This is a genomic window from Kitasatospora sp. NPDC001664 (genome assembly GCF_053596675.1).
Window position 1 is genome coordinate 15,949 of the sequence record NZ_JBSFGS010000026.1, and the last position, 22,857, is coordinate 38,805.

24 protein-coding genes are annotated in these 22,857 nt (G+C 74.4%); 6 read left to right on the forward strand and 18 right to left on the reverse strand.

The genetic code is table 11. The features are described 5' to 3' along the window. Positions 1 to 9 precede the first annotated feature (9 nt). Together ACWCYY_RS30510 and ACWCYY_RS30515 are read right to left on the reverse strand one after the other, a co-directional pair. Positions 10 to 699: a response regulator transcription factor gene (locus ACWCYY_RS30510; RefSeq protein WP_345290935.1), complete on the reverse strand. Its 690-nt coding sequence runs from the start codon at positions 697 to 699 to the stop codon at positions 10 to 12. Beyond that, complete coding sequence (locus ACWCYY_RS30515; RefSeq protein WP_345290936.1) at positions 696 to 1,958, reverse strand: sensor histidine kinase; 1,263 nt, start codon at positions 1,956 to 1,958, stop codon at positions 696 to 698. The genes ACWCYY_RS30510 and ACWCYY_RS30515 overlap by 4 nt, the downstream gene beginning before the upstream one ends. A gap of 267 nt (positions 1,959 to 2,225) precedes the next feature. Here ACWCYY_RS30515 and phoU point away from each other — a divergent pair, with 267 nt between their 5' ends. Together phoU and ACWCYY_RS30525 are read left to right on the forward strand one after the other, a co-directional pair. After that, complete coding sequence (gene phoU / locus ACWCYY_RS30520) at positions 2,226 to 2,900, forward strand: phosphate signaling complex protein PhoU (RefSeq protein ID WP_345290937.1); 675 nt, start codon at positions 2,226 to 2,228, stop codon at positions 2,898 to 2,900. Between the two features lie 148 nt (positions 2,901 to 3,048). Further along, positions 3,049 to 3,228: a hypothetical protein gene (locus tag ACWCYY_RS30525; RefSeq protein ID WP_345290938.1), complete on the forward strand. Its 180-nt coding sequence runs from the start codon at positions 3,049 to 3,051 to the stop codon at positions 3,226 to 3,228. Between the two features lie 101 nt (positions 3,229 to 3,329). On the opposite strand, the gene ACWCYY_RS30530 is transcribed toward ACWCYY_RS30525, so the two are convergent. The 3 genes from ACWCYY_RS30530 to ACWCYY_RS30540 form a co-directional block, all read right to left on the reverse strand. Further along, complete coding sequence (locus ACWCYY_RS30530) at positions 3,330 to 3,917, reverse strand: lytic polysaccharide monooxygenase auxiliary activity family 9 protein (protein ID WP_345290939.1); 588 nt, start codon at positions 3,915 to 3,917, stop codon at positions 3,330 to 3,332. A 243-nt stretch (positions 3,918 to 4,160) separates the two neighbouring features. Next, on the reverse strand, positions 4,161 to 4,550 hold the full coding sequence (locus tag ACWCYY_RS30535) for a hypothetical protein (protein ID WP_345290940.1): 390 nt from the start codon (positions 4,548 to 4,550) through the stop codon (positions 4,161 to 4,163). A 98-nt stretch (positions 4,551 to 4,648) separates the two neighbouring features. Beyond that, positions 4,649 to 5,407, reverse strand: coding sequence for a phosphoglyceromutase (locus ACWCYY_RS30540; protein ID WP_345290941.1), 759 nt, complete (start codon positions 5,405 to 5,407; stop codon positions 4,649 to 4,651). Between the two features lie 158 nt (positions 5,408 to 5,565). On the opposite strand from ACWCYY_RS30540, the gene ACWCYY_RS30545 reads away from it, so the two are divergent. Beyond that, on the forward strand, positions 5,566 to 6,807 hold the full coding sequence (locus ACWCYY_RS30545; RefSeq protein WP_345290942.1) for an MDR family MFS transporter: 1,242 nt from the start codon (positions 5,566 to 5,568) through the stop codon (positions 6,805 to 6,807). On the opposite strand, the gene ACWCYY_RS30550 is transcribed toward ACWCYY_RS30545, so the two are convergent. Both ACWCYY_RS30550 and mshA read right to left on the reverse strand, forming a co-directional pair. Then, positions 6,804 to 7,352 carry a type III secretion system chaperone family protein gene (locus ACWCYY_RS30550; RefSeq protein WP_345290943.1) on the reverse strand — a complete coding sequence of 183 codons (549 nt, stop codon included), beginning with the start codon at positions 7,350 to 7,352 and terminating at the stop codon, positions 6,804 to 6,806. The two genes, ACWCYY_RS30545 and ACWCYY_RS30550, sit on opposite strands and share 4 nt — an antisense overlap. A 74-nt stretch (positions 7,353 to 7,426) precedes the next feature. Beyond that, entirely contained in the window at positions 7,427 to 8,854 is a 1,428-nt protein-coding gene (gene mshA / locus ACWCYY_RS30555; protein ID WP_449797855.1) for a D-inositol-3-phosphate glycosyltransferase, read from the reverse strand. A 204-nt stretch (positions 8,855 to 9,058) separates the two neighbouring features. On the opposite strand from mshA, the gene ACWCYY_RS30560 reads away from it, so the two are divergent. Then, on the forward strand, positions 9,059 to 9,889 hold the full coding sequence (locus ACWCYY_RS30560; RefSeq protein ID WP_345290944.1) for a class I SAM-dependent methyltransferase: 831 nt from the start codon (positions 9,059 to 9,061) through the stop codon (positions 9,887 to 9,889). A gap of 33 nt (positions 9,890 to 9,922) precedes the next feature. Here ACWCYY_RS30560 and ACWCYY_RS30565 read toward each other — a convergent pair whose 3' ends face one another. Beyond that, the gene (locus ACWCYY_RS30565) at positions 9,923 to 10,456 is read right to left on the reverse strand and encodes an O-acetyl-ADP-ribose deacetylase (protein ID WP_449797856.1); all 534 of its coding nucleotides are present in this window, start codon (positions 10,454 to 10,456) and stop codon (positions 9,923 to 9,925) included. A gap of 226 nt (positions 10,457 to 10,682) precedes the next feature. Here ACWCYY_RS30565 and ACWCYY_RS30570 point away from each other — a divergent pair, with 226 nt between their 5' ends. Next, a complete protein-coding gene (locus ACWCYY_RS30570; RefSeq protein ID WP_449797857.1) occupies positions 10,683 to 12,131 on the forward strand; it encodes a PP2C family protein-serine/threonine phosphatase in 1,449 nt (482 codons plus the stop codon). Positions 12,132 to 12,215: 84 nt separating this feature from the next. Here the strand turns inward: ACWCYY_RS30570 and ACWCYY_RS30575 are convergent, their stop codons facing one another. The 7 genes from ACWCYY_RS30575 to ACWCYY_RS30605 all read right to left on the reverse strand — a co-directional run bounded on the left by ACWCYY_RS30575 (position 12,216) and on the right by ACWCYY_RS30605 (position 17,094). After that, complete coding sequence (locus ACWCYY_RS30575; protein ID WP_380149585.1) at positions 12,216 to 12,545, reverse strand: DUF2516 family protein; 330 nt, start codon at positions 12,543 to 12,545, stop codon at positions 12,216 to 12,218. 147 nt (positions 12,546 to 12,692) lie between these two features. Next, on the reverse strand, positions 12,693 to 13,256 hold the full coding sequence (locus tag ACWCYY_RS30580; RefSeq protein WP_449797858.1) for a hypothetical protein: 564 nt from the start codon (positions 13,254 to 13,256) through the stop codon (positions 12,693 to 12,695). Between the two features lie 14 nt (positions 13,257 to 13,270). Further along, entirely contained in the window at positions 13,271 to 13,690 is a 420-nt protein-coding gene (locus ACWCYY_RS30585) for a helix-turn-helix domain-containing protein (RefSeq protein WP_345290949.1), read from the reverse strand. A gap of 43 nt (positions 13,691 to 13,733) precedes the next feature. Then, the gene (locus tag ACWCYY_RS30590) at positions 13,734 to 15,167 is read right to left on the reverse strand and encodes a hypothetical protein (protein ID WP_449797859.1); all 1,434 of its coding nucleotides are present in this window, start codon (positions 15,165 to 15,167) and stop codon (positions 13,734 to 13,736) included. Between the two features lie 97 nt (positions 15,168 to 15,264). Continuing rightward, positions 15,265 to 15,750, reverse strand: coding sequence for an FBP domain-containing protein (locus ACWCYY_RS30595; protein ID WP_345290951.1), 486 nt, complete (start codon positions 15,748 to 15,750; stop codon positions 15,265 to 15,267). 159 nt (positions 15,751 to 15,909) lie between these two features. Continuing rightward, positions 15,910 to 16,584, reverse strand: coding sequence for a hypothetical protein (locus tag ACWCYY_RS30600; RefSeq protein ID WP_449797860.1), 675 nt, complete (start codon positions 16,582 to 16,584; stop codon positions 15,910 to 15,912). 63 nt (positions 16,585 to 16,647) lie between these two features. Beyond that, positions 16,648 to 17,094: a MarR family transcriptional regulator gene (locus ACWCYY_RS30605; protein ID WP_449797861.1), complete on the reverse strand. Its 447-nt coding sequence runs from the start codon at positions 17,092 to 17,094 to the stop codon at positions 16,648 to 16,650. 116 nt (positions 17,095 to 17,210) lie between these two features. Here ACWCYY_RS30605 and ACWCYY_RS30610 point away from each other — a divergent pair, with 116 nt between their 5' ends. After that, complete coding sequence (locus tag ACWCYY_RS30610; protein WP_449797862.1) at positions 17,211 to 18,056, forward strand: alpha/beta fold hydrolase; 846 nt, start codon at positions 17,211 to 17,213, stop codon at positions 18,054 to 18,056. 75 nt (positions 18,057 to 18,131) lie between these two features. Here ACWCYY_RS30610 and ACWCYY_RS30615 read toward each other — a convergent pair whose 3' ends face one another. From ACWCYY_RS30615 to ACWCYY_RS30625, 3 genes are all read right to left on the reverse strand, one after another. Continuing rightward, the gene (locus ACWCYY_RS30615) at positions 18,132 to 18,896 is read right to left on the reverse strand and encodes a putative protein N(5)-glutamine methyltransferase (protein ID WP_345290955.1); all 765 of its coding nucleotides are present in this window, start codon (positions 18,894 to 18,896) and stop codon (positions 18,132 to 18,134) included. 152 nt (positions 18,897 to 19,048) lie between these two features. Then, complete coding sequence (locus ACWCYY_RS30620) at positions 19,049 to 19,291, reverse strand: hypothetical protein (protein WP_345290956.1); 243 nt, start codon at positions 19,289 to 19,291, stop codon at positions 19,049 to 19,051. Then, positions 19,288 to 22,557 (reverse strand): SNF2-related protein, encoded by a 3,270-nt coding sequence (locus ACWCYY_RS30625; protein ID WP_449797863.1) that lies wholly within the window; start codon positions 22,555 to 22,557, stop codon positions 19,288 to 19,290. The genes ACWCYY_RS30620 and ACWCYY_RS30625 overlap by 4 nt, the downstream gene beginning before the upstream one ends. Positions 22,558 to 22,857 lie beyond the last annotated feature (300 nt).

Genomic DNA, 22,857 nt, shown 5'->3' on the forward strand with positions numbered 1-22,857 from the left:
CGGTCCGGTTTACGGCTCGAACTTGTAGCCCAGGCCGCGGACGGTGACCAGGTAGCGCGGGGCGCCCGGGTCCGGCTCGATCTTGGCCCGGAGGCGCTTCACGTGGACGTCCAGGGTCTTGGTGTCGCCGACGTAGTCGGCGCCCCAGACCCGGTCGATCAGCTGCATGCGGGTGAGGACCCGGCCCGCGTTGCGCAGCAGCATCTCCAGCAGGTCGAACTCCTTGAGCGGCAGGTCGACCTTGGCGCCGTCCACCGTCACCACGTGGCGGTCGACGTCCATCCGGACCGGGCCGGCCTCCAGGGCGCCGGGGCCGTTCTCGACGGTGCCGTCGGCCTCGCCGCGGCGGCGCAGGACCGCGCGGATGCGGGCCACCAGCTCGCGGGTGGAGTAGGGCTTGGTGACGTAGTCGTCGGCCCCTATCTCCAGGCCGACGACCTTGTCGATCTCGCTGTCCTTGGCGGTGACCATGATCACCGGCACGTTGGAGCGGACCCGCAGCTGGCGGCAGACCTCGGTGCCGGGGAGCCCGGGGAGCATCAGGTCGAGCAGCACCAGGTCGGCGCCGTTGCGTTCGAACTGCTCCAGCGCGTCGGGGCCGGTGGCGGCGATGGCCACCTCGAAGCCCTCCTTGCGGAGCATGTACGACAGGGCGTCGCTGAACGACTCCTCGTCCTCGACCACCAGTACACGGGTCACGAGCGGGCCTCCGGGGCAGGAAGGGGGTTGGTGCTGGGCATGGGGTGCTGCTGTTCCTCGACCGGGGGTTTCCCGGCGGGGAGCCGAACGGTGAAGGTGGAACCCTGGCCCTCGACGCTCCACACGGAGACGGTGCCGCCGTGCGAGGCCGCCACGTGCTTGACGATGGAGAGGCCGAGACCGGTTCCGCCGGTGGCGCGGGAGCGGGCCGGGTCGACTCGGTAGAACCGCTCGAAGATCCGCTCGCGGTCCGTCTCGGAGATGCCGATGCCCTGGTCGGTCACCGAGATCTCGATCAGTTCGCCGTCCGCCTCACCGAGGGCGGCGGCGCTGGAGATGCGCCGGGTGGCGATGGCCACCCGGGTGCGCGGCGGGCTGTAGTTCACCGCGTTCTCGACCAGGTTGCCGAGGGCGGCGGCCAGCTGGCCGCGGTTGCCGTGCAGGTAGAGGCCGCCGATGCCGCCAGCCGCGATGTGGATCTGCTTGGCGGCGGCGGGCTGGCGGCAGCGGTCGATCGCCTCGGCGATCAGGGTGTCCACCGCGACCGGCTCCGGGTCGACCAGCAGCTGGTCGTCCTGGACCCGGGAGAGGTCGATGATCTCCTGCACCAGGCTGGCCAGACGGGTGGCCTCGATCTGCATCCGGCCGGCGAAGCGCTGCACCGCCTCCGGGTCGTCGGAGGCGTCCGCGACCGCTTCGGAGAGCAGGGAGAGCGCGCCGACCGGGGTCTTCAGCTCGTGCGAGACGTTGGCGACGAAGTCGCGGCGGACCGCCTCGATCCGGCGGCGCTCGGTGCGGTCCTCGACCAGCACCAGCACCAGCCGGGAGCCGAGCGGGGCGACCCGGACCGAGACCGCGAGCGGCTCGGTCGGCCGGGCCACGCCCGGCTTGGGCACCTCCAGCTCGACCTGGCGGATCTCGCCGTCCCGGCGGGTGGCGCGGGCCAGCGAGAGCATCTGCTCGACCGCCACCGCTCCACCGCGCACCAGGCCCATCGCGTAGGCGGCGGAGCTGGCCTTGACCACCTCGTCGCCCTCGCCGAGCACGATCGCGCAGGAGCGGAGCACCGAGAGCACGGTGTCCACGCCCGGGGGCAGCGGGGCTTCCTGGGCGGGGAGCCCGCCCGATCCGTTCTTCCCGCCGCCGTTGCCCGCGCGGGCCTGCTCCCGCTCGCTCCAGCGGAAGGCGATGGCGGCCGTGAGACCGACCCCGAGCCCGGCTATGGCGCAGGCTGCGGCGGCGGCCACATTCACGTCCATGTGGCCAGCGTAAGCGCATCCCGGCGGCGCTCCCCACGGGTGCGATCAAGGGATCGGCCGCACGTCACCGAGAATTCACCTCGAAGCTCCCGGCGGTTCACCACACCGGCCGTGCGTGGTCGCCCGAACGGCCCAGGGTGGGTCGCACAGCCCGTGCGGGCGGTGGCGGCACTACGATGCGGCCACCAGCAGCGGCCGGTCCGATCCTCCTACGGTCGGCACGGCCGGTCGGCACCGCCACCGACAGAGCTACTGAGGAGAGCAGCAATGCGCGACGCGTACCACGAGGAACTCGACTCGATCAGCGACCAGCTGGTCGAGATGGCACGGCTGGTCGGCTCGGCCATGGGCCGGGCCACCACCGCGCTGCTCGACGCCGACCTGGCACTGGCGGAGAGCGTGATCGCGGCCGACGACAAGGTCAACGCCCTCCACCACGACCTGGAGAACCGGGCGATCGACCTGCTGGCCCGGCAGCAGCCGGTCGCCACCGACCTGCGGATCGTGGTCACCTCGCTGCGGATGAGCTCCGACCTGGAGCGCTGCGGCGACCTGGCCCGGCACGTGGCCAAGGTGGCCCGGCTGCGCTACCCCGAGTCCGCCGTCCCGAACGACCTGCACTCGATCGTGCTGGAGATGGGGCAGCTCGCCCAGCGGCTGGTGGCCAAGGCCGGCCTGGTGATCGCCACCAAGGACGTGGACAAGGCGCTGGAGCTGGAGCAGGACGACGACGCGATCGACGCGCTGCACCGCGAGCTCTTCTCGCACCTGCTGGACGACCGCTGGCAGCACGGCATCGAGACCGCGGTGGACGTCACCCTGGTCGGCCGCTACTACGAGCGCTTCGCCGACCACGCCGTCTCGGTGGCCAAGCGCGTGGTCTTCCTGGTGACCGGCGAGCACGCGGGCGAGTTCGTGCCCGCCACGGACGTCGAGGCCTAAACCCCGATGGGGCGGTGCGGGGGCGCACGGGAGGCCGATCTCCCCGCCCCCGCGCGCCCGTTGACGCCTCGTCACCGGGGGGGCTTCACTCGTGGAGGGGCACACCGCCGTGTGCACCCGCGGTGCCCTGCCGAGGAGGCCCAGCGCGATGAAGGCGACCACTGCCCCCGAGACCCAGCCGCCGAGTTCCGTCACCCCGACGGCCGTGAAGCTGCTGCCGGTGCTCTCCGCCACCTGTGGTTGCAGCCCCGGCTGCGGCTGCGGCTGCCAGTCCGGAGCGCCCTGCCAGTGCGGCGGCGCCAGCGGCGGCTGCTGCGGCGGCCACTGACCACCCACCCGCGCCGTCCGCACGTCGCACCGGGCCCGTCGGCCGGGCGCCCCTGACCTGCCGGGGCGCCCGGCCGACGTACGTTCCGGCCTGACCGTGCGTCAGAACTGCAGGTCGACGCAGGAGTAGAAGGCGTTGGCCGTGTCGGAGATGTCCCAGACCGCGAGCAGCACGTGGTGGCCGGTCAGGCCGGCCGGCAGCGGGACGCTGTGGGTGAGGGTGCTCGGCGGCTGCTGGTTGTTGCCGGGCACGGTGAGCAGCGGGGTGAGGTTGAGGTTGCTCCTGCTGAGCGCGGTGGCCGCGCTGTAGCCGGGCTTGGTGAGGAAGTACCGGTACGAGGCGGTGGCGTGCCGGGCGGTGAACTTCCAGGTGAAGTTCTGCCGGGAGCCCGCGGTGACCTTGGTGGTCGGCCAGGCGCCGTTGCGCGGGTTGTCCAGCTGGGCGAAGCGGCTGTTGCCGCCCGCGCAGAGCTTGCCGTCGGCCGGGCCGGAGCCCGGGAAGCCCTTCGGGCCCTCGACGCTCTGCGGCTCCCACTGGATGTCGCCGCAGTTGGTGACGGTGCCCGCGGCACAGAGTGCGGCCCGGCTGGGCGGGCCGGTGACGTAGCCGTGCGAGTAGGCCGGCAGGGCGGTCGCGACCGGTACCGCGACGGCCGCCACCAGGGCGCCGACCAGATGACGCTTGCGCATGGTGCTCCTTCCGACTCGGCTCCGGGCAGGCCGGAGCGAGCTGTGGGGGTGGATGGAGTACGGGGCCGGACGCACGCCGGATCCGTGGGGGGATCTTGGCGTGCTCGTGCCACTGGTCCATACCATAGGAGCGCGTCAGATGGCCGTCAATGGTCTGAACCACCGTGATACAGAAGCAAGTTGACGCACCGACGGCCCCACCCGTGGGACGGATGGGGCCGCTGTGACACCGGTGACCCGGGACTACTTCACGGTGAGCGTGGCACTCTCGGTCCGGCCGGAGGAGACCACCTTGCCGGTCACCTGGAGGTCGCCGGTCGCGCTCGCGGTGTACTTCGGCAGCCGCAGTACCGCCGAGCCGCCCGAGCAGGCGGCCGTGCCCAGCGAGCCGCGCTGGCCGCCCTTGGCCCAGGCGAACTCCAGCTGGTCACCGACGGAGCAGCCGTTGTAGGTGACGGTCAGGGCGCCGCCGTTGGTGAGCAGCAACGGCGAGACGCTCAGGCTGCTCGCCGGCTGGGTGCTGTGGGTCCTGTCCTTGCTCTTGCCCTTGTTCTTCTTCTTGCCCGAGCCGCACGCCGCCAGCGACAGCACCAGCAGCACGACGAGCGCGCCCGCCATGGACTTCTTGACCATCGGTCCCCCCGTAGTCGTTCCGGAAGGCAGAAGGATAACGGCCCCCTCCCGGGCGGGAGGGGGCCGTGCGCGGTCCGGGCAGGACCTTTACGTCATGCTTACTTCTTGCCCTGGTTCTTGACCGCCTCGATGGCGGCCGCCGCGGCGTCGGCGTCCAGGTAGCGGCCGCCCTTGGCGACCGGCTTGAAGTCGGCGTCGAGCTCGTAGACGAGCGGGATGCCGGTCGGGATGTTGAGGCCCGCGATGTCCTCGTCGGAGATGCCGTCGAGGTGCTTCACCAGGGCGCGCAGGCTGTTGCCGTGCGCGGTGACCAGGACGGTCTTGCCGGCCGCGAGGTCGGGGACGATGGCGTCGTACCAGTACGGGAGCATCCGCTCGACGACGTCCTTGAGGCACTCGGTGGCCGGGCGCAGCTCGCTCGGGATGTCGGCGTAGCGGGCGTCACCGGCCTGCGAGTACTCGGCGTCGTCGGCCAGCACCGGCGGCGGGGTGTCGTACGAGCGGCGCCACAGCTGGAACTGCTCCTCGCCGAACTCGGCCAGGGTCTGGGCCTTGTCCTTGCCCTGGAGGGCGCCGTAGTGGCGCTCGTTCAGCCGCCAGCTGCGGCTGACCGGGATCCAGTGGCGGTCGGCCTTGTCGAGGGCGATCTGCGAGGTGCGGATCGCGCGGCGCAGCAGGGAGGTGTGCACCACGTCGGGGAAGTAGCCCTCGGCGGCGAGCAGTTCGCCACCGCGCGCGGCCTCCTTCTCGCCCTTCTCGTTGAGGTCGACGTCGACCCACCCGGTGAAGAGGTTCTTCTGGTTCCACTGGCTCTCGCCGTGACGGAGCAGGATCAGTCGGTAGGTCGTGTCAGCCATGGGGCTCAGCTTAATCGAGCCGGATAACGGGTAGCCGGGACCAAGGTCCACCGGTAATGTGCGCGATGCAGAAGAGCCACTTACACCACCGCCCAGCGGTCATCCCCGCCCGCCGGGGCACCGCTGAGCGGTGCCCCACCGCGCCCGGGAGCCCCCACATGCCCGCCCTGCACCGCCTCTACGTCTCGCTCTCCGAGACGGGTCGTGGACTACCCCGTCAGTTCTGGTGGCTCTGGACCGCCACCCTGGTGAACAAGCTCGGCGGGTTCGTGGTCCCGTTCCTGTCGCTCTACCTGACCGTCGAGCGAGGCTGGTCGGCCGCCTACGCGGGTCTGGTCGCCTCGCTGTTCGGCCTGGGCTCGGCCATCGCCTCCCTCGGCGGCGGCGTGCTCACCGACCGGGTCGGACGGCGCCCCACCCTGCTCGCCGCCCAGCTCGGCACCGCCGTCTCGGTGGCCGTGCTCGGCTTCACCGACGGGCCGGTGGCCATCGCGGCGGTGGTCTTCGTGGTCGGCCTCACCAGCAACGCCTCCCGCCCCGCCATCTCCGCGATCATCGCCGACGTGGTGCCCGCCGCGGACCGGGGCCGCGCGTACGCGCTGAACTACTGGGCGATCAACATCGGCTTCGGCGCCTCCGCGGCGGTGGCCGGGCTGATCGCCGCCCACGGCTACCTGGCGCTCTTCCTGCTGGACGCGCTGAGCACGCTGCTCTGCGCGGTGGTGGTCTTCGTGAAGGTGCCGGAAAGCAGGCCGTCGACGCCGGCCGCCGGGCCGGCCGCGCCGGAGGTGGGTCTCGGCCGGGTCTTCCGGGACGGCCGCTTCATGGCGGTCTTCGCGGTCAACCTGCTGCTCGCGCTGGTCGCCCAGCAGGGCTCCACCACGCTGGCCGTGGACATGGGGCAGGCCGGTGTCCCGGCTTCCCAGTACGGCCTGGTGATCAGCCTCAACGGCGTCCTGATCGTGCTGCTCCAGCTCCCGATCACCCGGCTGATGGAGGGCCGCAGCCGCACCGGCCTGCTGGTCGCCAGCGCGCTGCTGATCGGCTGGGGCTTCGGGCTCACCATGTTCGCCGGCTCCTCGGCCTGGTTCTTCGCCCTCACCGTGGTGATCTGGACCATCGGCGAGATCGTCAACGCGCCGACCATGATGGCGCTGGTCGCCGAGCTGGCCCCGGCCGAGGCGCGCGGCCGCTACCAGGGCGTGTACTCGCTCTCCTGGTCGCTGGCGATGTTCCTCGGCCCGGCGGGCGGGGCGCTGCTGCTCCAGTACGGCGGCGGGGTCGCGGCCTGGGGCGTCTGCGCGCTGCTGGGCAGCGCGGCGGCCGCGGGCTTCCTGGTGCTCGGCCGCCGCACGGCCGCGCCGGTGCCGGTGGAGGAGCCGGCCCGGGCGCTGGTCTAGCCGTTCTCGGGGGCCTCGGAGTCCGGGGCGGCCGGGGCGGGGGCCGGGGCGGCGAGGTGGGTGAAGGCCTCCAGGTTCCGGGTGGACTCGCCGCGCTTGGTGCGCCACTCCCACTCGCGCCGGATCGCGGTGGCGAAGCCGAGTTCGAGCAGCGTGTTGAAGGGCTCGTCGGCGGCGCCGAGAACGGTGCCGAGCAGGCGGTCCACCACGTCCGCGGTGAGCGCCTCCAGCGGCAGGCGGCCGGCCAGGTAGACGTCGCCGAGCCCGTCGACCGCGTAGGCGACGCCGAACAGCTTGGTGTTGCGCTCCAACAGCCAGCGGAAGACCGCCTCGTGGTTCTCGTCCGGGCGGCGGATCACGAAGGCGTTCACCGACAGGGTGTGGTCGCCGACCCGCAGGGCGCAGGGGGTGGCCAGCTTGCGCGTCCCGGGCAGCGTCGCGACCAGCGTGTACGGGTCGGTCGCGGCGGGCTCCCAGGCCACGCCCGCCTCGTCCAGGGCGGTGCGGAGCAGGGCCAGGGCGTCGTCCTTGGTGGGGGTTGCCATGCAGCAGACGTTACTCGGGGGTACGGCGCCGGCGGCGCCTGACTCCCCGTCACGCCGAAATGCCGGAGCCGTCATCAGGCCAGGCGCAGGCCCGCCAGCAGGGAGGTGGAGTGCTGCATGGCCGCCGCGTAGACCTCGGCGGTGCGGGCAGCGGCGCGGTCCCAGCCGAAGGCGGCGGCGTGGGCGGCGGCGGCCAGGCCCTGACGGTGCACCAGCTCGCGGTCCGTCACGTACGGGCGCAGCGCGCGGGCCCAGTCCTGCGGGTCGTGGCCGGGCACCAGGGTGCCGGTGCGGCCGCCCTCGACCGCGACCGGGAGGCCGCCGACCGCGGCGGCGACCACCGGGGTGCCGCAGGCCTGGGCCTCCAGGGCGACCAGGCCGAAGGACTCGCTGTACGAGGGCATCACCAGGGCGGTGGCGGCCCGGTACCACTCGGCGAGCTGCTGCTGGCCGACCGGCGGGTGGAAGCGGACCACGTCCGAGATGCCCAGCTGGGCGGCGAGCTTCTGCAGGCTCTCCGGCTTGGCGAGCCCGGTGCCGGACGGCCCGCCGACCACCGGCACGATCAGCCGGCCGCGCAGCTCGGGCTCGCGCTCCAGCAGCACCGCGACGGCCCGCAGCAGCACGTCCGGCGCCTTGAGCGGCTGTATCCGGCCGGCGAACAGCAGCACCGCCGCGTCCTGCGGCAGGCCGAGGCGGGCCCGGGTGGCGGCGCGGGCGTCCGGGCCCGCGTGGCCGGGGCGGAAGACGTCGAGGTTGACGCCCGGGTGGACCACGGCGAGCTGGTCCTGGCGGGCGGCGTAGTGGAAGGCCAGCTCCTCGGCCTCCTCCGCCGTGTTGGCGATCAACCGGTCGGCGGCCTCGACCACCTGGCTCTCGCCGATCTCCCGGGCGGCCGGCTCCGGGGTGTCCCCCTCGGCCAGCGCCGCGTTCTTGACCTTGGCCATGGTGTGCATGGTGTGCACCAGCGGAACGCCCCAGCGCTGGGCGGCCAGCCAGCCGACCTGGCCGGAGAGCCAGTAGTGCGAGTGGACCAGGTCGTAGTGGCCGGGGCGGTGGCCGGCCTCGGTGCGCAGCACCGCGTGGGTGAAGGCGCAGAGCTGGGCCGGCAGGTCCTCCTTCACCAGCCCCTCGTACGGGCCCGCCGTGACGTGCCGGACCAGCACGCCGGGGGCCAGCTCCACGGTGGGGGCGTCGTCCGAGCTGATCGCCCGGGTGAAGACCTCGACCTCGATGTCGAGGGCGGCGAGGCGCTTGGCCAGCTCGACGATGTAGACGTTCATCCCGCCCGCGTCGCCGGTGCCCGGCTGGTGCAGGGGGGAGGTGTGGACGCTCAGCATGGCGATCCGGTGCGGGCGGCGACGGCCGACCAGGCTCTGCAGGCGCCCGCGGCCGGGCGTGAGCAGGGGGGAACGTCGCGCCGCCGTGCGGGCGGGGTGCTTGGTCACCTGGCTGAGCCTCCTCGTCGCTCCCCTGGGCACCGCGCTCCGGCCCGTGGGCATTCGTCCAAGGAGACAACCACGTCTATGTCACGTCGCATTCCCGCTCGGCGAAATCCGCTGGGGGCGCGGGGAACTGCGCGCGGGGGAACGGCAGCGCGTGCAACTGGCTGACGTGCCCCGATCCGGCTCTGGGCCGTCTTCCGGACTCGCGCAGTTCCTCGCGCCCCTGTGGGGCGCTCCTCTGTCCCTCGATAGGCTGCCCGCATGGTCGCGCCGTCCGTTCCGCACAGTTCTCCCGCCCGTGGCCGGGGGGAGCGGCCCGAGGGGACGGTGACGCGGGGGACGACGGGGACCAACCGGCTGCGGCGGATGGACCGGTGGATCGCCCACGCGCTGGGCCCAGCGCTGCGCTCCGCCGAGCGGCCGCCGACCGCCGTGGACCTCGGGTACGGGGCGGCACCGTGGACGGCGGTGGAGCTGTCGACGCGGCTGCGCGCGGTGCGGCCGGACGTCCGGACGGTGGGCATCGAGATCGAGCCGGAGCGGGTGGCGGCCGCGCTGCCGTACGCCGAGCCACCGCTGCTGAGCTTCCGGCGGGGCGGCTTCGAGGTGCCGCTGGACGGCCGGGAGGGCGCGCTGCTGATCCGGGCGGCGAACGTGCTGCGGCAGTACGAGGAGGCCGCCGTCGGCCCGGTCTGGGAGCGGCTGTGCGGGCGGTTGGCGCCCGGCGGGCTGCTGGTGGAGGGCACCTGCGACGAGATCGGGCGGCGGCACGTGTGGGTGGCGCTGGGCCCGGAGGGGCCCCGGACGGTCACCTTCGCGGCCCGGCTGGCCGGGCTGGCCCAGCCCTCCGAGCTGGCCGAGCGGCTGCCGAAGGCGCTGATCCACCACAACGTGCCGGGCCGCCCGGTGCACGCCTTCCTCACCGACCTCGACCGGGCCTGGTCAGCCGCCGCCCCGTACGGCGCGTTCGGGGCCCGGCAGCGCTGGATCGCCACCTGCCGCTCGGTGTCCGGGAGTTGGCCGGTGCTGGACGCCCGGGGCCGGTGGCGGCAGGGCGAGCTCACCGTGGAGTGGTCCGCGCTGGCCCCCTGACCGGGCCGCGGCGCCGCCCGAGCTGACGGAGTCTCAGCCGGTCTCGTCCAGGGCGTCGCGGAAGACTCCGTAGGCCTCCGGGCCGAACAGCACGAAGCGCACCTCCACGAGCTCCGGGTGCTCCGCCACGGCCTCCCGCACCGCCCGGATGGCGATCCGCGCGGCGTCCGCCAGGGGCCAGCGGTAGACGCCGGTGGAGATGGCCGGGAAGGCCACCGTCCGGGCGCCGAGCGCGGCCGCCACGCGGAGCGACTCGCGGTGGCAGGAGGCCAGCAGCGCGGCCCGCGCCTCGTACTCCTCGGGCAGGTGGACGGGCCCGACGGTGTGCACCACCCAGCGGGCGGGGAGGCGGCCGGCGGTGGTGGCCACGGCCTGTCCGACGGGCAGCCCGCGGCCGTACTTCGAGGCGCGCAGGGCCCGGCACTCGGCCAGGATCTCCGGCCCGCCGCGGCGGTGGATCGCCCCGTCCACGCCTCCCCCGCCGAGCAGCGAGCTGTTCGCGGCGTTGACCACCGCGTCCACCTCCTGCGCCGTGATGTCACCCTCCACCGACGTGATGCGCGTCACCGTTCCCGACCTCCCGTGCGTTCCTCACCGGTCCATACCAGAATCGTTCCGCCCGAGGCCAGCGCATTCTCCCGGTCGCGTGGCGATAGCCACAGAGCCGCCCGTCAGCCGGAGGAAAGGGCTCCGGCCGCGTTATGGTCGCGGGAGCTCTCCGACTCCCGGTGCCATCCGGGCACCGCACGGCTGGCCCAGCCGTTGCGCTGTCGGGGAAAGGGAGGACCGACCAATGCCCGCAACGGGAGACGGGCGGGGGCCGGCGGCCCCGCACCGGCCGGGCGCCGTCGCCGAGGTGAAACCGCCGGCGCGGTCGCAGGGTGGACGCGCGTCGGAGCGCCCGGCCGGCCGGGCCCCGGCCACGCCCTCCGCCGCGGTGCTGCCGATACCGCACCCCCGGGCCAACGGCGGCGACGGCCCGTTCCGGCTGCTGGTGATCGAGAACGACTACACCGACGCGGCCTTCCTGGAGCAGCTGGTCGCCGACTCCGGCGCCGCGATCGAACTGCACTGGGCCCAGGGCGTGCCCTCCGCCGCCGAGCGGCTGGCCGGGGCGGCCGGCCAGGGGCGCCGGCCGGCGGGGCGTCCCCGCGAGGTGGAGTTCAGCTGCGTGCTGCTCGACCTGGCCGACCCGGCCGACCAGACCGGCCCGCTCCAGGGCCTGGACGGCCTGCACGAACTGCTCCGGCGGGCCCCGCAGACGGCCGTGGTGGTGCTCACCGACGCCGCCGGGGCCGAGCTGGGCGCGGCGGCCGTGGCCGCCGGGGCGCAGGACTTCCTGATCCGCCACCAGACCGACGGGCCGCTGCTGGCCCGGGCCCTGCGGTACGCGGTCGAGCGCCGCCGGGCCGACGAGTCGCAGCGCCGCCTGGTCGAGGCCGAGCTGCGCGGCCAGGAGAACGCCCGCCTCCAGCGCCACCTGCTGCCCACCCCGCTGCTGGACGGCGCCGGGCTCTCCTTCACCCGCCGCTACCGCCCCGGCCGCAGCCGGGCGCTGCTCGGCGGCGACTTCTACGACGCCGTCCGCACCGACGACGGCACCGTGCACGTGGTGATCGGCGACGTCTGCGGGCACGGCCCGGACGAGGCCGCGCTCGGCGTCGCGCTGCGGATCGCCTGGCGGTCGCTGGTCTTCGCCGGGCTGACCGGGCAGACCCTGCTCACCACCCTCCAGCACGTGCTGGAGCACGAGCGCCGCAGCGACGAGATCTTCGCGACGCTCTGCCTGCTGGTGCTCTCCCCGCCCTCCGCCGAGGGCCCGACGGCCGCCGAGGAGCAGGCCCGGATGTACCTCGCCGGGCACCCCGCCCCGCTGCTGCTGAGCCGGGACGGCGAACCCGGCCTGCTCCCCGCCGAGCAGGCCGGGCCGGCCCTCGGGCTGCTGCACTGCGACGACCCGGGCGCCACCTGGCCGGCCCAGGAGCTGACGCTCCGTCCGGGCTGGAGCCTGCTGCTGTACACCGACGGGCTGATCGAGGGCCGGGTCGGCGCCGGGTCGCGGCGGCTCGGCCAGGACGGGCTGATCGGCCTGATAGCGGACCACCAGGCGGGCGGGCTGACCCGGGGGCGGCTGGTGGACAGCGCCATCGCCGAGGTGGAGGAGCTGAACGGCGGGGCGCTCGCGGACGACGTGGCGGTGCTGCTGCTGGAGCGTCAGCCGGTGCCGCTCATCATGGGCTGAGCCCGCTCCCGGTGGGCGGACGCACGGAAGGGCGGGCCTCGCGGCCCGCCCTTCCGTACTGGTGACCCGGTGTCCGACCCGTCGTCACCAGGGCCCGTACGGCCCGTTGTTGCTCCGGCTGCTGTTGCCGCGCCCGTCGGTCAGCTGCTTGATCGCCGGGCGGACGTCCACCACGTAGACGATCGAGGCCACCAGGCCGATCAGCGTCAGCGGACTGACCACCGAGGCACCCAGCAGCAGGTCGAGCGCGAGCGCCGCGCCGGTCAGGGCCAGCCAGAACGGCTTGGTCTTCTTGTCCGCCGCGCGGTAGGCGTCCTCGCGTCTGGTCACCGCGTCCACGAAGGCGAACAGCTTGAACCCGATGATCGCGACCGACAGCCACCACTCCGGGCTCAGGAACTGCAAGCTCAGGATGTACGCCACCGCTGCCGCCTCCTCCGTGTGTTCCGGTCACTGCCGCCGCCCATGGTGGCACGGCCGGGCGGCCGTACCGGGAACAACGAGCCGTACAGCCCGGATGTGCCCGCTTCCGGCCCGCTTCGCACCTTTCGGTGCGCGAGCTCACTCGGCGTCGGTCGGTGCGGCCTTCGGCTTGCGGGCGCGGGGAGCGCGCTTCGGGGCCGCGGCGGACTCCGGGGCCTGCTCCGGCTCCGGCTCCGGCTCCAGGTCGAGCACCACGGCCTCGGCCTCCACCAGCTCGGCCTCGACGGCCTCATCCGGCTCCGCGGCCCGCTCGGCGGCGGTGCCCGGCTGGTTCTTCTCCACCACGGTGCGGCCCCGGACGGCCAGCTCGTCGTAGGCCTCCTTGGCCTTGACCGCCAACTCCAGCGCCAGGCCCACCTGCTGGAGCGCCAGCCCCTGCACCTTCTCCTGAATGCCCTTCAGGTCGGAGGGCAGCCCGCTGACCGTCCCGGCCACCTTCGCCTGCGCCTCGACCAGCTTGGCGCCGGCCTCCTGGAGCGCGGTGGCGGCCTTCTCCTGCGCGCCCTTGCGGTCGGCGGCCAGTGCCTCGACCTTGCCCGGCACCTCGCGCAGCTTCTCGTACGCCAGGTCGCCCGCGCCCGCGAGGGCGTACAGCGGGGTCGGGTCGCTGAGGGTCTTCTTGATCTCGTCGCCGATCGGCATGGCCCGTCGTCCTCTCATCCGTCGACAGTCCGGCGGCCGGCCTGTCCCTCTGCTGCTTCCGCTGCCGCGGCGGGCTGCTCCTGGTTCTCCTTCAGGAACGCCTCGTACACCGCCAGCAGGGCCTGCTTCTGCCGCTCGTTAAGCTGCCGGTCCGCCAGGACCGCCGCCCGCAGTCCGGGCGTCTCCCCCGGTTCGGCCTGCGGCCGCTCCTCGAGGATCCCGGCCTGCACGTACAGGGTCTCCGCCGAGATCCGCAGTGCTTTGGCGATCTGCTGCAGGATCTCCGCGCTCGGCTTCCGCAGCCCGCGCTCGATCTGACTCAGGTACGGGTTGGACACCCCGGCGGCGTCGGCGAGTTGGCGCAGCGAGTACTGCGCGTTCCGCCGCTGCTCGCGGATGTACTCCCCGAGCGAGCCCACGTTCAGCGAAGCCATGGAAGCAGTCTGCCCATCCGTGCTTGCAATTGCAAGCAGAGTGCTAGCGCCAGCACGCGGGGGTGCGAGGGCCGAGGGCGAGCGCGAGGATCGCGTCCACCACCCGGGGCGGCAGCTCGGGGTTGCGGGCCGCCGCCCGCAGGACGGGAAGGACACCTCCCCGCACCAGCCGGTCGAGCTGCTCGGGCGAGGCCGCCTGGTTCTCGACCACCGCCTCGTCCATCTCCGGCCCCGGATGGTGGTCCAGGCAGGCGTCGAGCACCTCGGGCGTCGCGTTCCGGTGGTCCGCGACGACCAGGGCCTCCTCGAACGGGGTGTCACGGTCCTGCGCGACGGTGAGCAGCAGGTCGGCGGGGCACCAGAGCTCGCGGGCGATCGGGGTGTGACTGCCGGGCCCGAACCGTTCCGCCGCCGCACGGAGCCGCTCGGGGTCGCGGGAGCGGAGCGCGGCGCGGAGGGCCACGGCCGGATCGGGGTCGTCGACCAGCCGGGCGAGCACCTCGGGACGCAGGTGGACGTTGTCGAGCGGGAGCATGCGGACCCGGGGGTCGGAGTGCTCCGCCAGGGCCGCCAGGCCGTCGACGTCCCGGTGGTGCGCGACTCCGCCGCCCCGGCCCGCCAAGGCCTCACGGACCAGGAGGTCGAGCGGGACGGCTCCGACGCCGCCGAGGACGTCGCCGCGCCAGCGTCCCCCGTCGGCGTCGAAGAGGTGGCGGATCAGACGCGCGGGCGTGCCCCTTCCGCCCGCCACCGCCGCGGTGACCCGGGGGTCGTCCAGCCCGAGCAGGCGCTCGTAGGTCTCCGGCCGCAGGCCCGCCCAGCAGGCCGCGGCCTGGGCTGCCAGGGCGGGCCAGGTGGCGTCGAGGAGCTCCTCGACCGCGTCGGCCGGTGCGTGGCGGTTCCGGACGGCGGCGCTGCGCAGTTCCGCCAGGGCGGCGTCCGGGTCGGGGCGGTGCGGGCAGGGGACCAGGGGCGGCGGCCCGTCGACCGCGAGCAGGCCGCGAAGGGTCTCCCCGTCGGCGGTGGTCCCGGCGATCGCGATCCGGACGCAGGCCTCGGGCCGCCGGCGGGTGTCCGGTACGCCGACCTCCTCCAGCAGCCGGACGGCCGCGGCGGCCACCGCGCAGTCGGGGTCGCCGGCCAGGATCCGGAGCGTTGCGCTCCGCTCCTCGGTGACCGGACGGTCCGCCAGCCGGGCGGCCCCGGCTCCGGCGGGGTCCGGACGGCCGACGGCGGCCAGCTGCGCCTCCGGGTCGTCCGCGGGGATCCGCTCCTCCGGCATCGCCCCGGAGCGGACCAGGGCCAGGAAGGCCGCCCGGCCGCCGTCGGCCACCAGGGCGTCCAGCTGTCGGGGCGTCAGGTCCGACCGCCGGCACAGCTCCGACAGGACGTCGGGGTCGCCGTGGTCGATCAGGGCATCGATGTGTTCCGGACCCAGGGCACGACTGCTCGCCAGGGTCCGCAGGACGGTGCGCACGCCCGGGAGCGTCGCACGGCACGCACCGGTCCGCCAGGGAATTTGCCGGCCCGGCCGGTCGGCGAGGGCGGCAGGTGACGGTGGCTCAGGCGGTCGCTCAGGTAGTGACCTTGGCGATGAAGGCGGCGAGGTTGGTGGTGGTGCGGGTGATGCGCTCCTCGAGGGTGAGGGTCTCCTGGAGGCGGGTGCCGGACTGCTGGGGGTTGCGGAGGTGGTGGGAGCAGGCGAGGTCGGTGCAGAGGTAGACGCCGACGGAGTTGCCCTCGCGGCCGGCCTTGCCAGCCTTGGGGGCGACCATCAGGGAGACGCCGCCGACGTGGGTGGTGACGCAGACCGAGCACATGCTGCGGCGGGCCTGCCAGGAGGCGGCGGACGGGCTGCGCAGGACCAGGCCGGTGGGGACGCCGTCGAGTTCGGCGACCAGGTAGGCGCGGTCGGGGGCCTGGGGGTCGCGCCAGCCGAGGTAGTCGAGCTCGGGCCAGGCGCGGTCCGCGAGGTCGCGCGGGACGGCCAGGCGGGAGGCCTCGCCCTTGGTGCAGTTCACGAAGGAGGCGCGGATCTGGGGTTCGGTCAGCGGCTTCATAAGGGTGAGGTTATTTTGCCTAAAGGTTTTAGGCAAATGCTTAATAGGCTCAGGCGAGAGGACGTCGATGGCACGCGCAGGAGGCCTGGGAACGGGCACTGGAGGCGCTACTGCGGAACTGGCCGGAGGTCGGAGCCGAGGGGTGACCCCGAGGGAGAATCAGGGACGGCTGGCGCTCAGGAGAGCGAGGACGTAGCGCTGGTCGGCGGTGAGGCGGGTGGGGTCGAGACCGTTCAGCCAGGTGAACAGTTCCGGGCCGACGTGGAGTTCACCGCCGTGACCGAGCCGGAGGGTGTCCGGCCGGTCGTACAGCAGCCAGTCATCGAGCAGCTCGGAGAGTTGGCGGTCGGCGGCCGGGAGCCCCTGGGCGGGCCAGCGGTCGAGCCACGGGGCGAGGGTGCCGGCGGCGGCGGCGAGCAGGTCGAGGACGCGGCTCACCGGCACGCGCGTGGGGTGGTGACGGAGGGTCAGGTCGAGCCAGGTCCGCCAGATGCCGAGGAGGGCGGAGCGTTCGGGCTCCGGCCAGAGCTGCCACCGCGCCTGCCGGAAGCGGGTGCCGACGGTGCCCTCACCCACGCCCAGCGAGTCGGTCGCGACCGCACGCATCAGACGGGGCGCCAGGCGGCGGATCAGGGCCGGGTGGTCGTTCCAGTGGCCGGGCGTCCTGATGACCGCGGTGGCGAGCAGACGGTCGGGCACCGCCTCGGGCGGCCCGGCGAGGGCGGCCAGGTCCGCCGGGGTGCAGCAGTGGCCGCAAGCCTCCGCGCGGAAGGGGGCGACGGCGGCGGGGAACGCGTCGAGGGCTGCGTGCAGCTCCTGCCAGGAGTCGGTCATGGGCGGCCCGTTCGGGACTCCGACCGGCGGGGCCGGTGAAGGTCCGCACGTTACCAGGGTGGGTCAGGGGCGGGCGGTGGGGCGGAGGTGGTGGGCCAGGAGGTCCAGGGCGGCGGTGAGTTCGCGGAGTTCGGCCGGGGTGGCGTCCGGGAGGGCGGCGGCCAGGGCGGGGCCGATCGGGGTGGCACGGACCTCGGCCACCCGGGGGCTCGGCGCGGCGGCCGGGTGGAGGAGGGTGCGGCGGCGGTCGGCCGGATCGGGAGACGCGTCGACGGAGCCGGCCTCGCGGAGGCGGGCGACGGCGGTGGAGACCTGACTCTGCGGCAGGCCGGTGCGGCCGGCGATCTCGCCGACGGTGGTGCCGGGGTGGGCGGCCACGTCCCCCGCGACGATCAGGGTCAGCCGGGCGCTGCCCGACTGGCGCTCGGCGCCGCCGGGGGGTTCGGTGAGGGCCTCCTCCCCGATCTTCATCAGGGCACGGCCCAGCAGGAAGAGCTCGACTCCGTTCATGGGGAAGACGGTACATCTCCATGGATGCATCTATCTAGATACATCTAATTGGATGCGATACGGTGGGAACATCGCCGGGCGGAGTGACCGCCTGGCCGGCCCGAGGGGGAACCACCATGCCCGAGCTCGTCGTCGACGGAGCCGTCCTGCACTACCAACTCCGTGGCACCGGACCGCTGTTGCTGATCTCGCAGAGCGGCGAGGGCGACGCCGACCGCAGCACCGACCTGGTGGACACCCTGGCCGACAGCTTCACCGTCCTCACCTACGACCGGCGCGGCCTCTCGCGGAGCCTGACCGCCGAGGGGCGCGACGCCGCAGCCGTGGCGGACCACGTGGACGACGTGCACCGGCTGCTGGCCGCCCTGACGGACCGACCCGTGCCGATGCTCGGCTGCAGCCTCGGCGCCGTCATCGGCCTGCACCTCGCGGCCCGGCACCCCGAGCAGCTCTCCACCCTGATCGCGCACGAGCCGGTGGCACCGTGGCTGCTCGGGGCGGAGGAACGGGCCCACCACGTGGCGGAGTTGGCGGAGCTCCAGGAGCTGTACCTGCGGGACGGGTTGGCGGCGGTGCTGCCGGAGATCGCGCGGGTGCTCGGCATCGACACCACGGGGCGGGACGTGGAGGAGGGTCTGACCCCGCAGCCGATGGACGCGCAGCGCCGGGCCAACTTCGACCGCTTCCTGCGGCACGACTTCACGGCGCTGCTCCGGGACGACCTGGCGCCGGACACCGTGGCCGCCTCGCCGGTCCGGATCGTCCCCGCAGCCGGGGTCACGACTCCGGGGGAGGTCTTCGACCGGCGCTGCGCCGACGCGCTGGCCGAGCTGGTGGGGACGGAGGTGGCCGAGTTCCCCGGTGGTCACAACGGGAACACCAGCCACCCCCGGGCGTACGCCGCGCGGCTGGTCGAGGTTCTGCTCGAGGAGGCCGGGACCGCGGCACGTGCGACGGCCTGACGTGCCCCGATCCCACGAACCGCGCGGTTCCTGGCGTCCCAGGATCACCCCGTGCGGCCTCATCGCCCGGAGCGGTCAGGTGGGCAGGGTGCCGACGACCACGGTGGCGTCGTGGGGAGCGGAGGTGGTGGTGCGGGGCCGGAGGCCGGCGGCGGTCATGGTGGCGGCGGTGGCGGGGGCCTGGCGGGCGCTGGTCTCGATCAGGAGGTGGCCGCCGGGGGCCAGCCAGCGGGGGGCGTCGGCGATGACGCGGCGTTGGACGGCGAGGCCGTCGGGGCCGCCGTCGAGGGTGGCGAGGGGTTCGTGGTCGCGGGCCTCGGGCGGGAGGAAGCGGATCTCGTCGGTGGGGACGTAGGGGGCGTTGGCGACCAGGACGGTGATCCGGCCGCGCAGACCGTCGGACAGCGGGGCGTACAGGTCGCCCTGGTGGAGGCGCGCGGAGGCGGGCAGGTTGCGGCGGGCGCAGGCGACGGCGGCCGGGTCGAGGTCGGCGGCGTGGAGTTCGGCGTGCGGACCGCGGGCCAGGACGGCCGCCACGGCACCCGCGCCGCAGCAGAGGTCGAGCACGACGGAGTCGGGCGCGAGGAGCGCGGCGGCCTGTTCGGCCAGGTACTCGGTACGGCGGCGCGGCACGAACACGCCGGGGCCGACCGCGATCCGCAAGCCGCAGAACGCGGCCCAGCCGAGCACGTGCTCCAGCGGGTAACCGGCGGCCCGACGGGCCGTCATCTCGGCCAGCTGGGCGGGCCCTTCGGCGGTGGCGAGCAGCAGCTCGGCCTCGTCCTCGGCGAAGACGCAGCCGGCGGCGCGGAGGGTGGTGACGGTGGTGGCGTACGACACGGTGAGATGCCTTTCGAAGCTTCGAAGGGCGCTCTCGGGTCCGGTCGGTCAGACCGGACGGGAGACGGAGGAGAGCACCCGGACCTTCACAGCGGTAATGGGTCTCACCTCCTCAGCAGGCCCGTGGACCATGACCACGGGGGAGTTGCACTCTATCGGACGCCGGGCTCCGCGCCGGTCATCCGGCGGTAGTCGGCGGCCAGCACGGCCGCGAGGTCGCGGCCGCCGAGGCGGATGCCGGACGGGCCGAGGGCGTCGAGCGCCGTCCCGCCGTCCTCGGGGTCGGCGGCCGCGGGCGCGGGCGCGGGCGCGGCGACGGGATCGGCGACGGGGCCCGCGGCGAGGGTGAAGGAGCCGTCCCAGAAGTGCTCGGGCACCTGCTGAGCGTCCGTCATGTCTCCTCCTCCAAGGCCTCTGTGGCGAGGGTGACCAGTTCGCGCAGGGCGGCCGGGTCGAGCTCGGTGAGCCAGCGCTCCTCGGCGGCGACCGCCTGGTCGGCCAACGAGCGCTTCGCCTCGATGAGTTCGCCGATCCGCTCCTCGACGGTGCCGACGCAGACCAGTCGGCGGACCTGGACGGCCCGGTGCTGACCGATCCGGTGGACTCGGTCGGTGGCCTGGTCCTCGACCGCCGGGTTCCACCAACGGTCCAGATGGATCACCTGGTTGGCGGCGGTGAGGTTGAGCCCGGTGCCACCCGCGCGGAGCGAGAGCAGGAAGACCCGGGGTCCGTCCGACTCCTGGGCCTGGAAGCGGGCCACCATCTCCTCGCGGCGGTGGCGGGGCACACCACCGTGCAGGTAGAGCACCTCGGTGCCGAGCCGCTGGGCCAGGTGCGGCTGGAGCCGCCGCCCGAACTCGGCGTACTGGGTGAAGACCAGCGCCCGGTCACCCTCCGCCAGCGCCTCGGTGAGCAGTTCCTCCAGCCGGGCCACCTTGCCCGAGCGGTCCCCCAACGGCGAACGGTCGTGCAGGAGTTGGGAGGGGTGGTTGCAGACCTGCTTGAGCCGCCCGATCGCCGCCAGCACGGCACCCTTGCGCTCCACGCCCCGGATGCCCTGGAGGCGGTGGAGCAGCTCGGCCACCACGGCCTGGTACAGCCCGGCCTGTTCGGCCGTCAGGTGACAGCGGACGGTGATCTCCTGCTTGGCCGGCAGCTCCGCAGCCACCGCCGGGTCCGTCTTGCGGCGGCGCAGCACGAACGGCCCGGTCAGCCGCCGCAGCCGCTCTCCCGCCGCGACGCTGCCGTGCTGCTCGACCGGCAGGCCGAAGCGCTCACGGAAGACCTCGGCGCTGCCGAAGAGGCCGGGGTTGGCGAAGTCCAGCACGGTGTGCAGCTCGGACAGCCGGTTCTCCACCGGCGTGCCGGTGAGGGCGATCCGGTGCACGGTGGCGGGGATCGAACGGAGCGCCCTGGACTGGGCGGTGGCGGCGTTCTTGACGTGCTGCGCCTCGTCGGCGACCACCCGGCGCCAACGGACCCTCCGCAGCAGGCCGGCGTCGCGCTGGAGCACGCCGTAGGTGGTGATCACCAGGTCGGCCGCGGGCAGCGCGGAGGCGCGCTCGGCGCCGTGGTGGACGTGCACCCGCAGCATCGGCGCGAACCGGGCCGCCTCGCGCTGCCAGTTGCCGACCAAGGACATCGGACAGACCAGCAGGGTCGGGCCGGGCGGGCCGGGCGGGCCGGTGGCCCCGGCGTGGTGCTCGGCCGCCAGCAGGGCGAGGGTCTGCACGGTCTTGCCGAGGCCCATGTCGTCGGCCAGCACCCCGCCCAGGCCGAGCCGGGACAGGGCGTGCAGCCAGGCCAACCCCCGTTCCTGGTACGGCCGGAGGGTCGCGCCGAACTCGGGCGGCAGCGGCGGGGCGGTGGTGTCCACGGCGCGGCCGGCGAGCAGCTCACCGAGCGGGCCGGTGGCCGTGACGGCGGTGACCGGCAGCCCGCCGGCGGTGGCGGACGGGTCGAGGGCCAGGCGGAGCAGGTCGGCGGTGTCGATGGTGCCGCTGCCGTGCCGCTCCAGGAAGCGCAGCGCGGAGGCGATCTGCCCGGCGTCCACCTCCACCCAGCGGCCGCGCAGCCGCACCAGGCCCTGCTGGGCCACCCCGAGGTCGGCCAACTCCTGTTCGGTGAGGGTGATTCCACCGAGGGCCAGCTGCCAGCGGAAGTCCACCAGGGAGTCCCGGTCCACCTGCGCCTCGCGCTTCACCGAGCCGGGCGGGGTGACCCGGGCGGCGGTGAGGGCGAGCCCGAGGCGTGGACGGCGCTGCCACCAGGTGGGGAGCAGGACGCCGAACCCGGACTCCGCCAGGGCGGGAGCTGCGTCCCGGAGGAACCCGAGGGCCTCCTCGCGGCCGAGCCGCAGCGCGGTCGGACGCGAGCCGGCCAGGGCGGGGCGCAGCTCGGGGCGGCGCAGCGCGGCACGGTGCAGCTCGATGGCGAACTGCTCCTGTACGTCCGGGACTTGGCGGACGAGCGCAGCGGCTGCCGGGCCGTCCGCCCAGAGCTCGGCGGCGGGGAGGAGGAGAGAGGGCCGGTCGATCGCCTGGAGCAGGAAGTCGAGCCGCCAGTCGTCCTCGTCGGGGCGGCCCTCGGGGTCACCGTCGCCGGGGCCGAGCGGCTCGGAGAGCCGGAAGCAGAGGCGGAGCGTACGGCCGGGGGCGGGGTCGCCCGCGTACCAGCGCGTCAACTTGTCCTGCAGGTCGGCCAGTTCGCTGCCGAGGGGGGCGTGGTCGGGTGCGGCCGGCAGACCGGGGGTGGGTGACGGCGTGGGCTCGACCGAGGTCGGCGATCCGGTCCCGGCGGGTGCGGACGGGGACGCGGGAGTGGGTGTGGGTGCGGGTGCGGGTGCGGCGAAGGTGCCGTCGGGGGCGTGGAGGGCGGCCAGCCAGTCGGCGACCGCGCCCTCGCCGGCCGGGGCGGGCGCACCCTCCAGGGCCACCCGCACCTCGCGGTCCGTCAGCGCGTCGAGCAGTACGGCGACCAGCGCGTCCGCCGCCGCCGGGGTGAAGGACTGGGCTTCGGGGGCCACGGCCGGGACCTCGGCGAGGGCGATCGGCGGGCAGCCACGGGCCAGTCCCTCCGCCTCGGCCCGGGCGGTCCGGTCGGGTGCGGGCTGCCAGTGGGCGTACGGGCGGCCGTCCCGTTCCCGCAGGACGGGAAGGACGCGACCCCGTCCGGCCAGCCGCCAGGCGAGGTCGTGGACAGCGGTCAGCCAGCGGAGCGAAGCACCGTAGGCGAGCTCCACCGGGCCTTCGGAGTCCGGGAGTTGGAGGGTGGCTGCGCCCCCGTGGGGGTCGTAGAGCTCGCCGAGGAGTTGGGCGGCGGCGGTCGACGGGAAGAGCAGGACAGGCACCCGCCAGTCAGCGAGCGTGACCCCTTGGCCGATGGCGCCGACGGGCAGCTGCGGAGAGGGCGTGGGCGCCCCGCCGAGGCCGGGCAGCCGCAGCGTGCCCCACCGCTCGGGCGCCTGCCCGGCCAGCCAGCCCGCCCCGGGCCCGAGCGCCGCCAGCAGTCGGGCCACCTCGGCGGCGGGGCAGGCGTAGGGGTGCGCGGCGGAGGGGCCCCGGCGGGTGGGCGGCGTACGGGGGGCGGCGAAGGCCCGGGCATCCTCCGCCCAGAGCGCGAGCTGCCCGTCGGCCCGCCAGAACGCGTGCAGCGCGTACATCGGCGCACACCCCTCCTGGCCACGGACGTTCTCCTCGACCTCCCACCCTAGAGGGACCGCCGGACACTCCCGCCGGGGCAGGCCGGAGCGGAGCACAAGGGAGACGGTGGCGGGGGCAACTGCGCGCAGCGGGAGGGATGGCCCGCGTGCCGGGTACGGGGCTTCACGTGCAAGTGGCCGTCCGCACCCGACACAAGGGCGATGCCTTCCGATTCGCGCAGTTCCTCGCGCCCCCGGCCGCCTTCGGCGACCCGAAGGCGACCCGGAAGCGGGCGGCGCGAATGGTGGTGGCCAACCCGG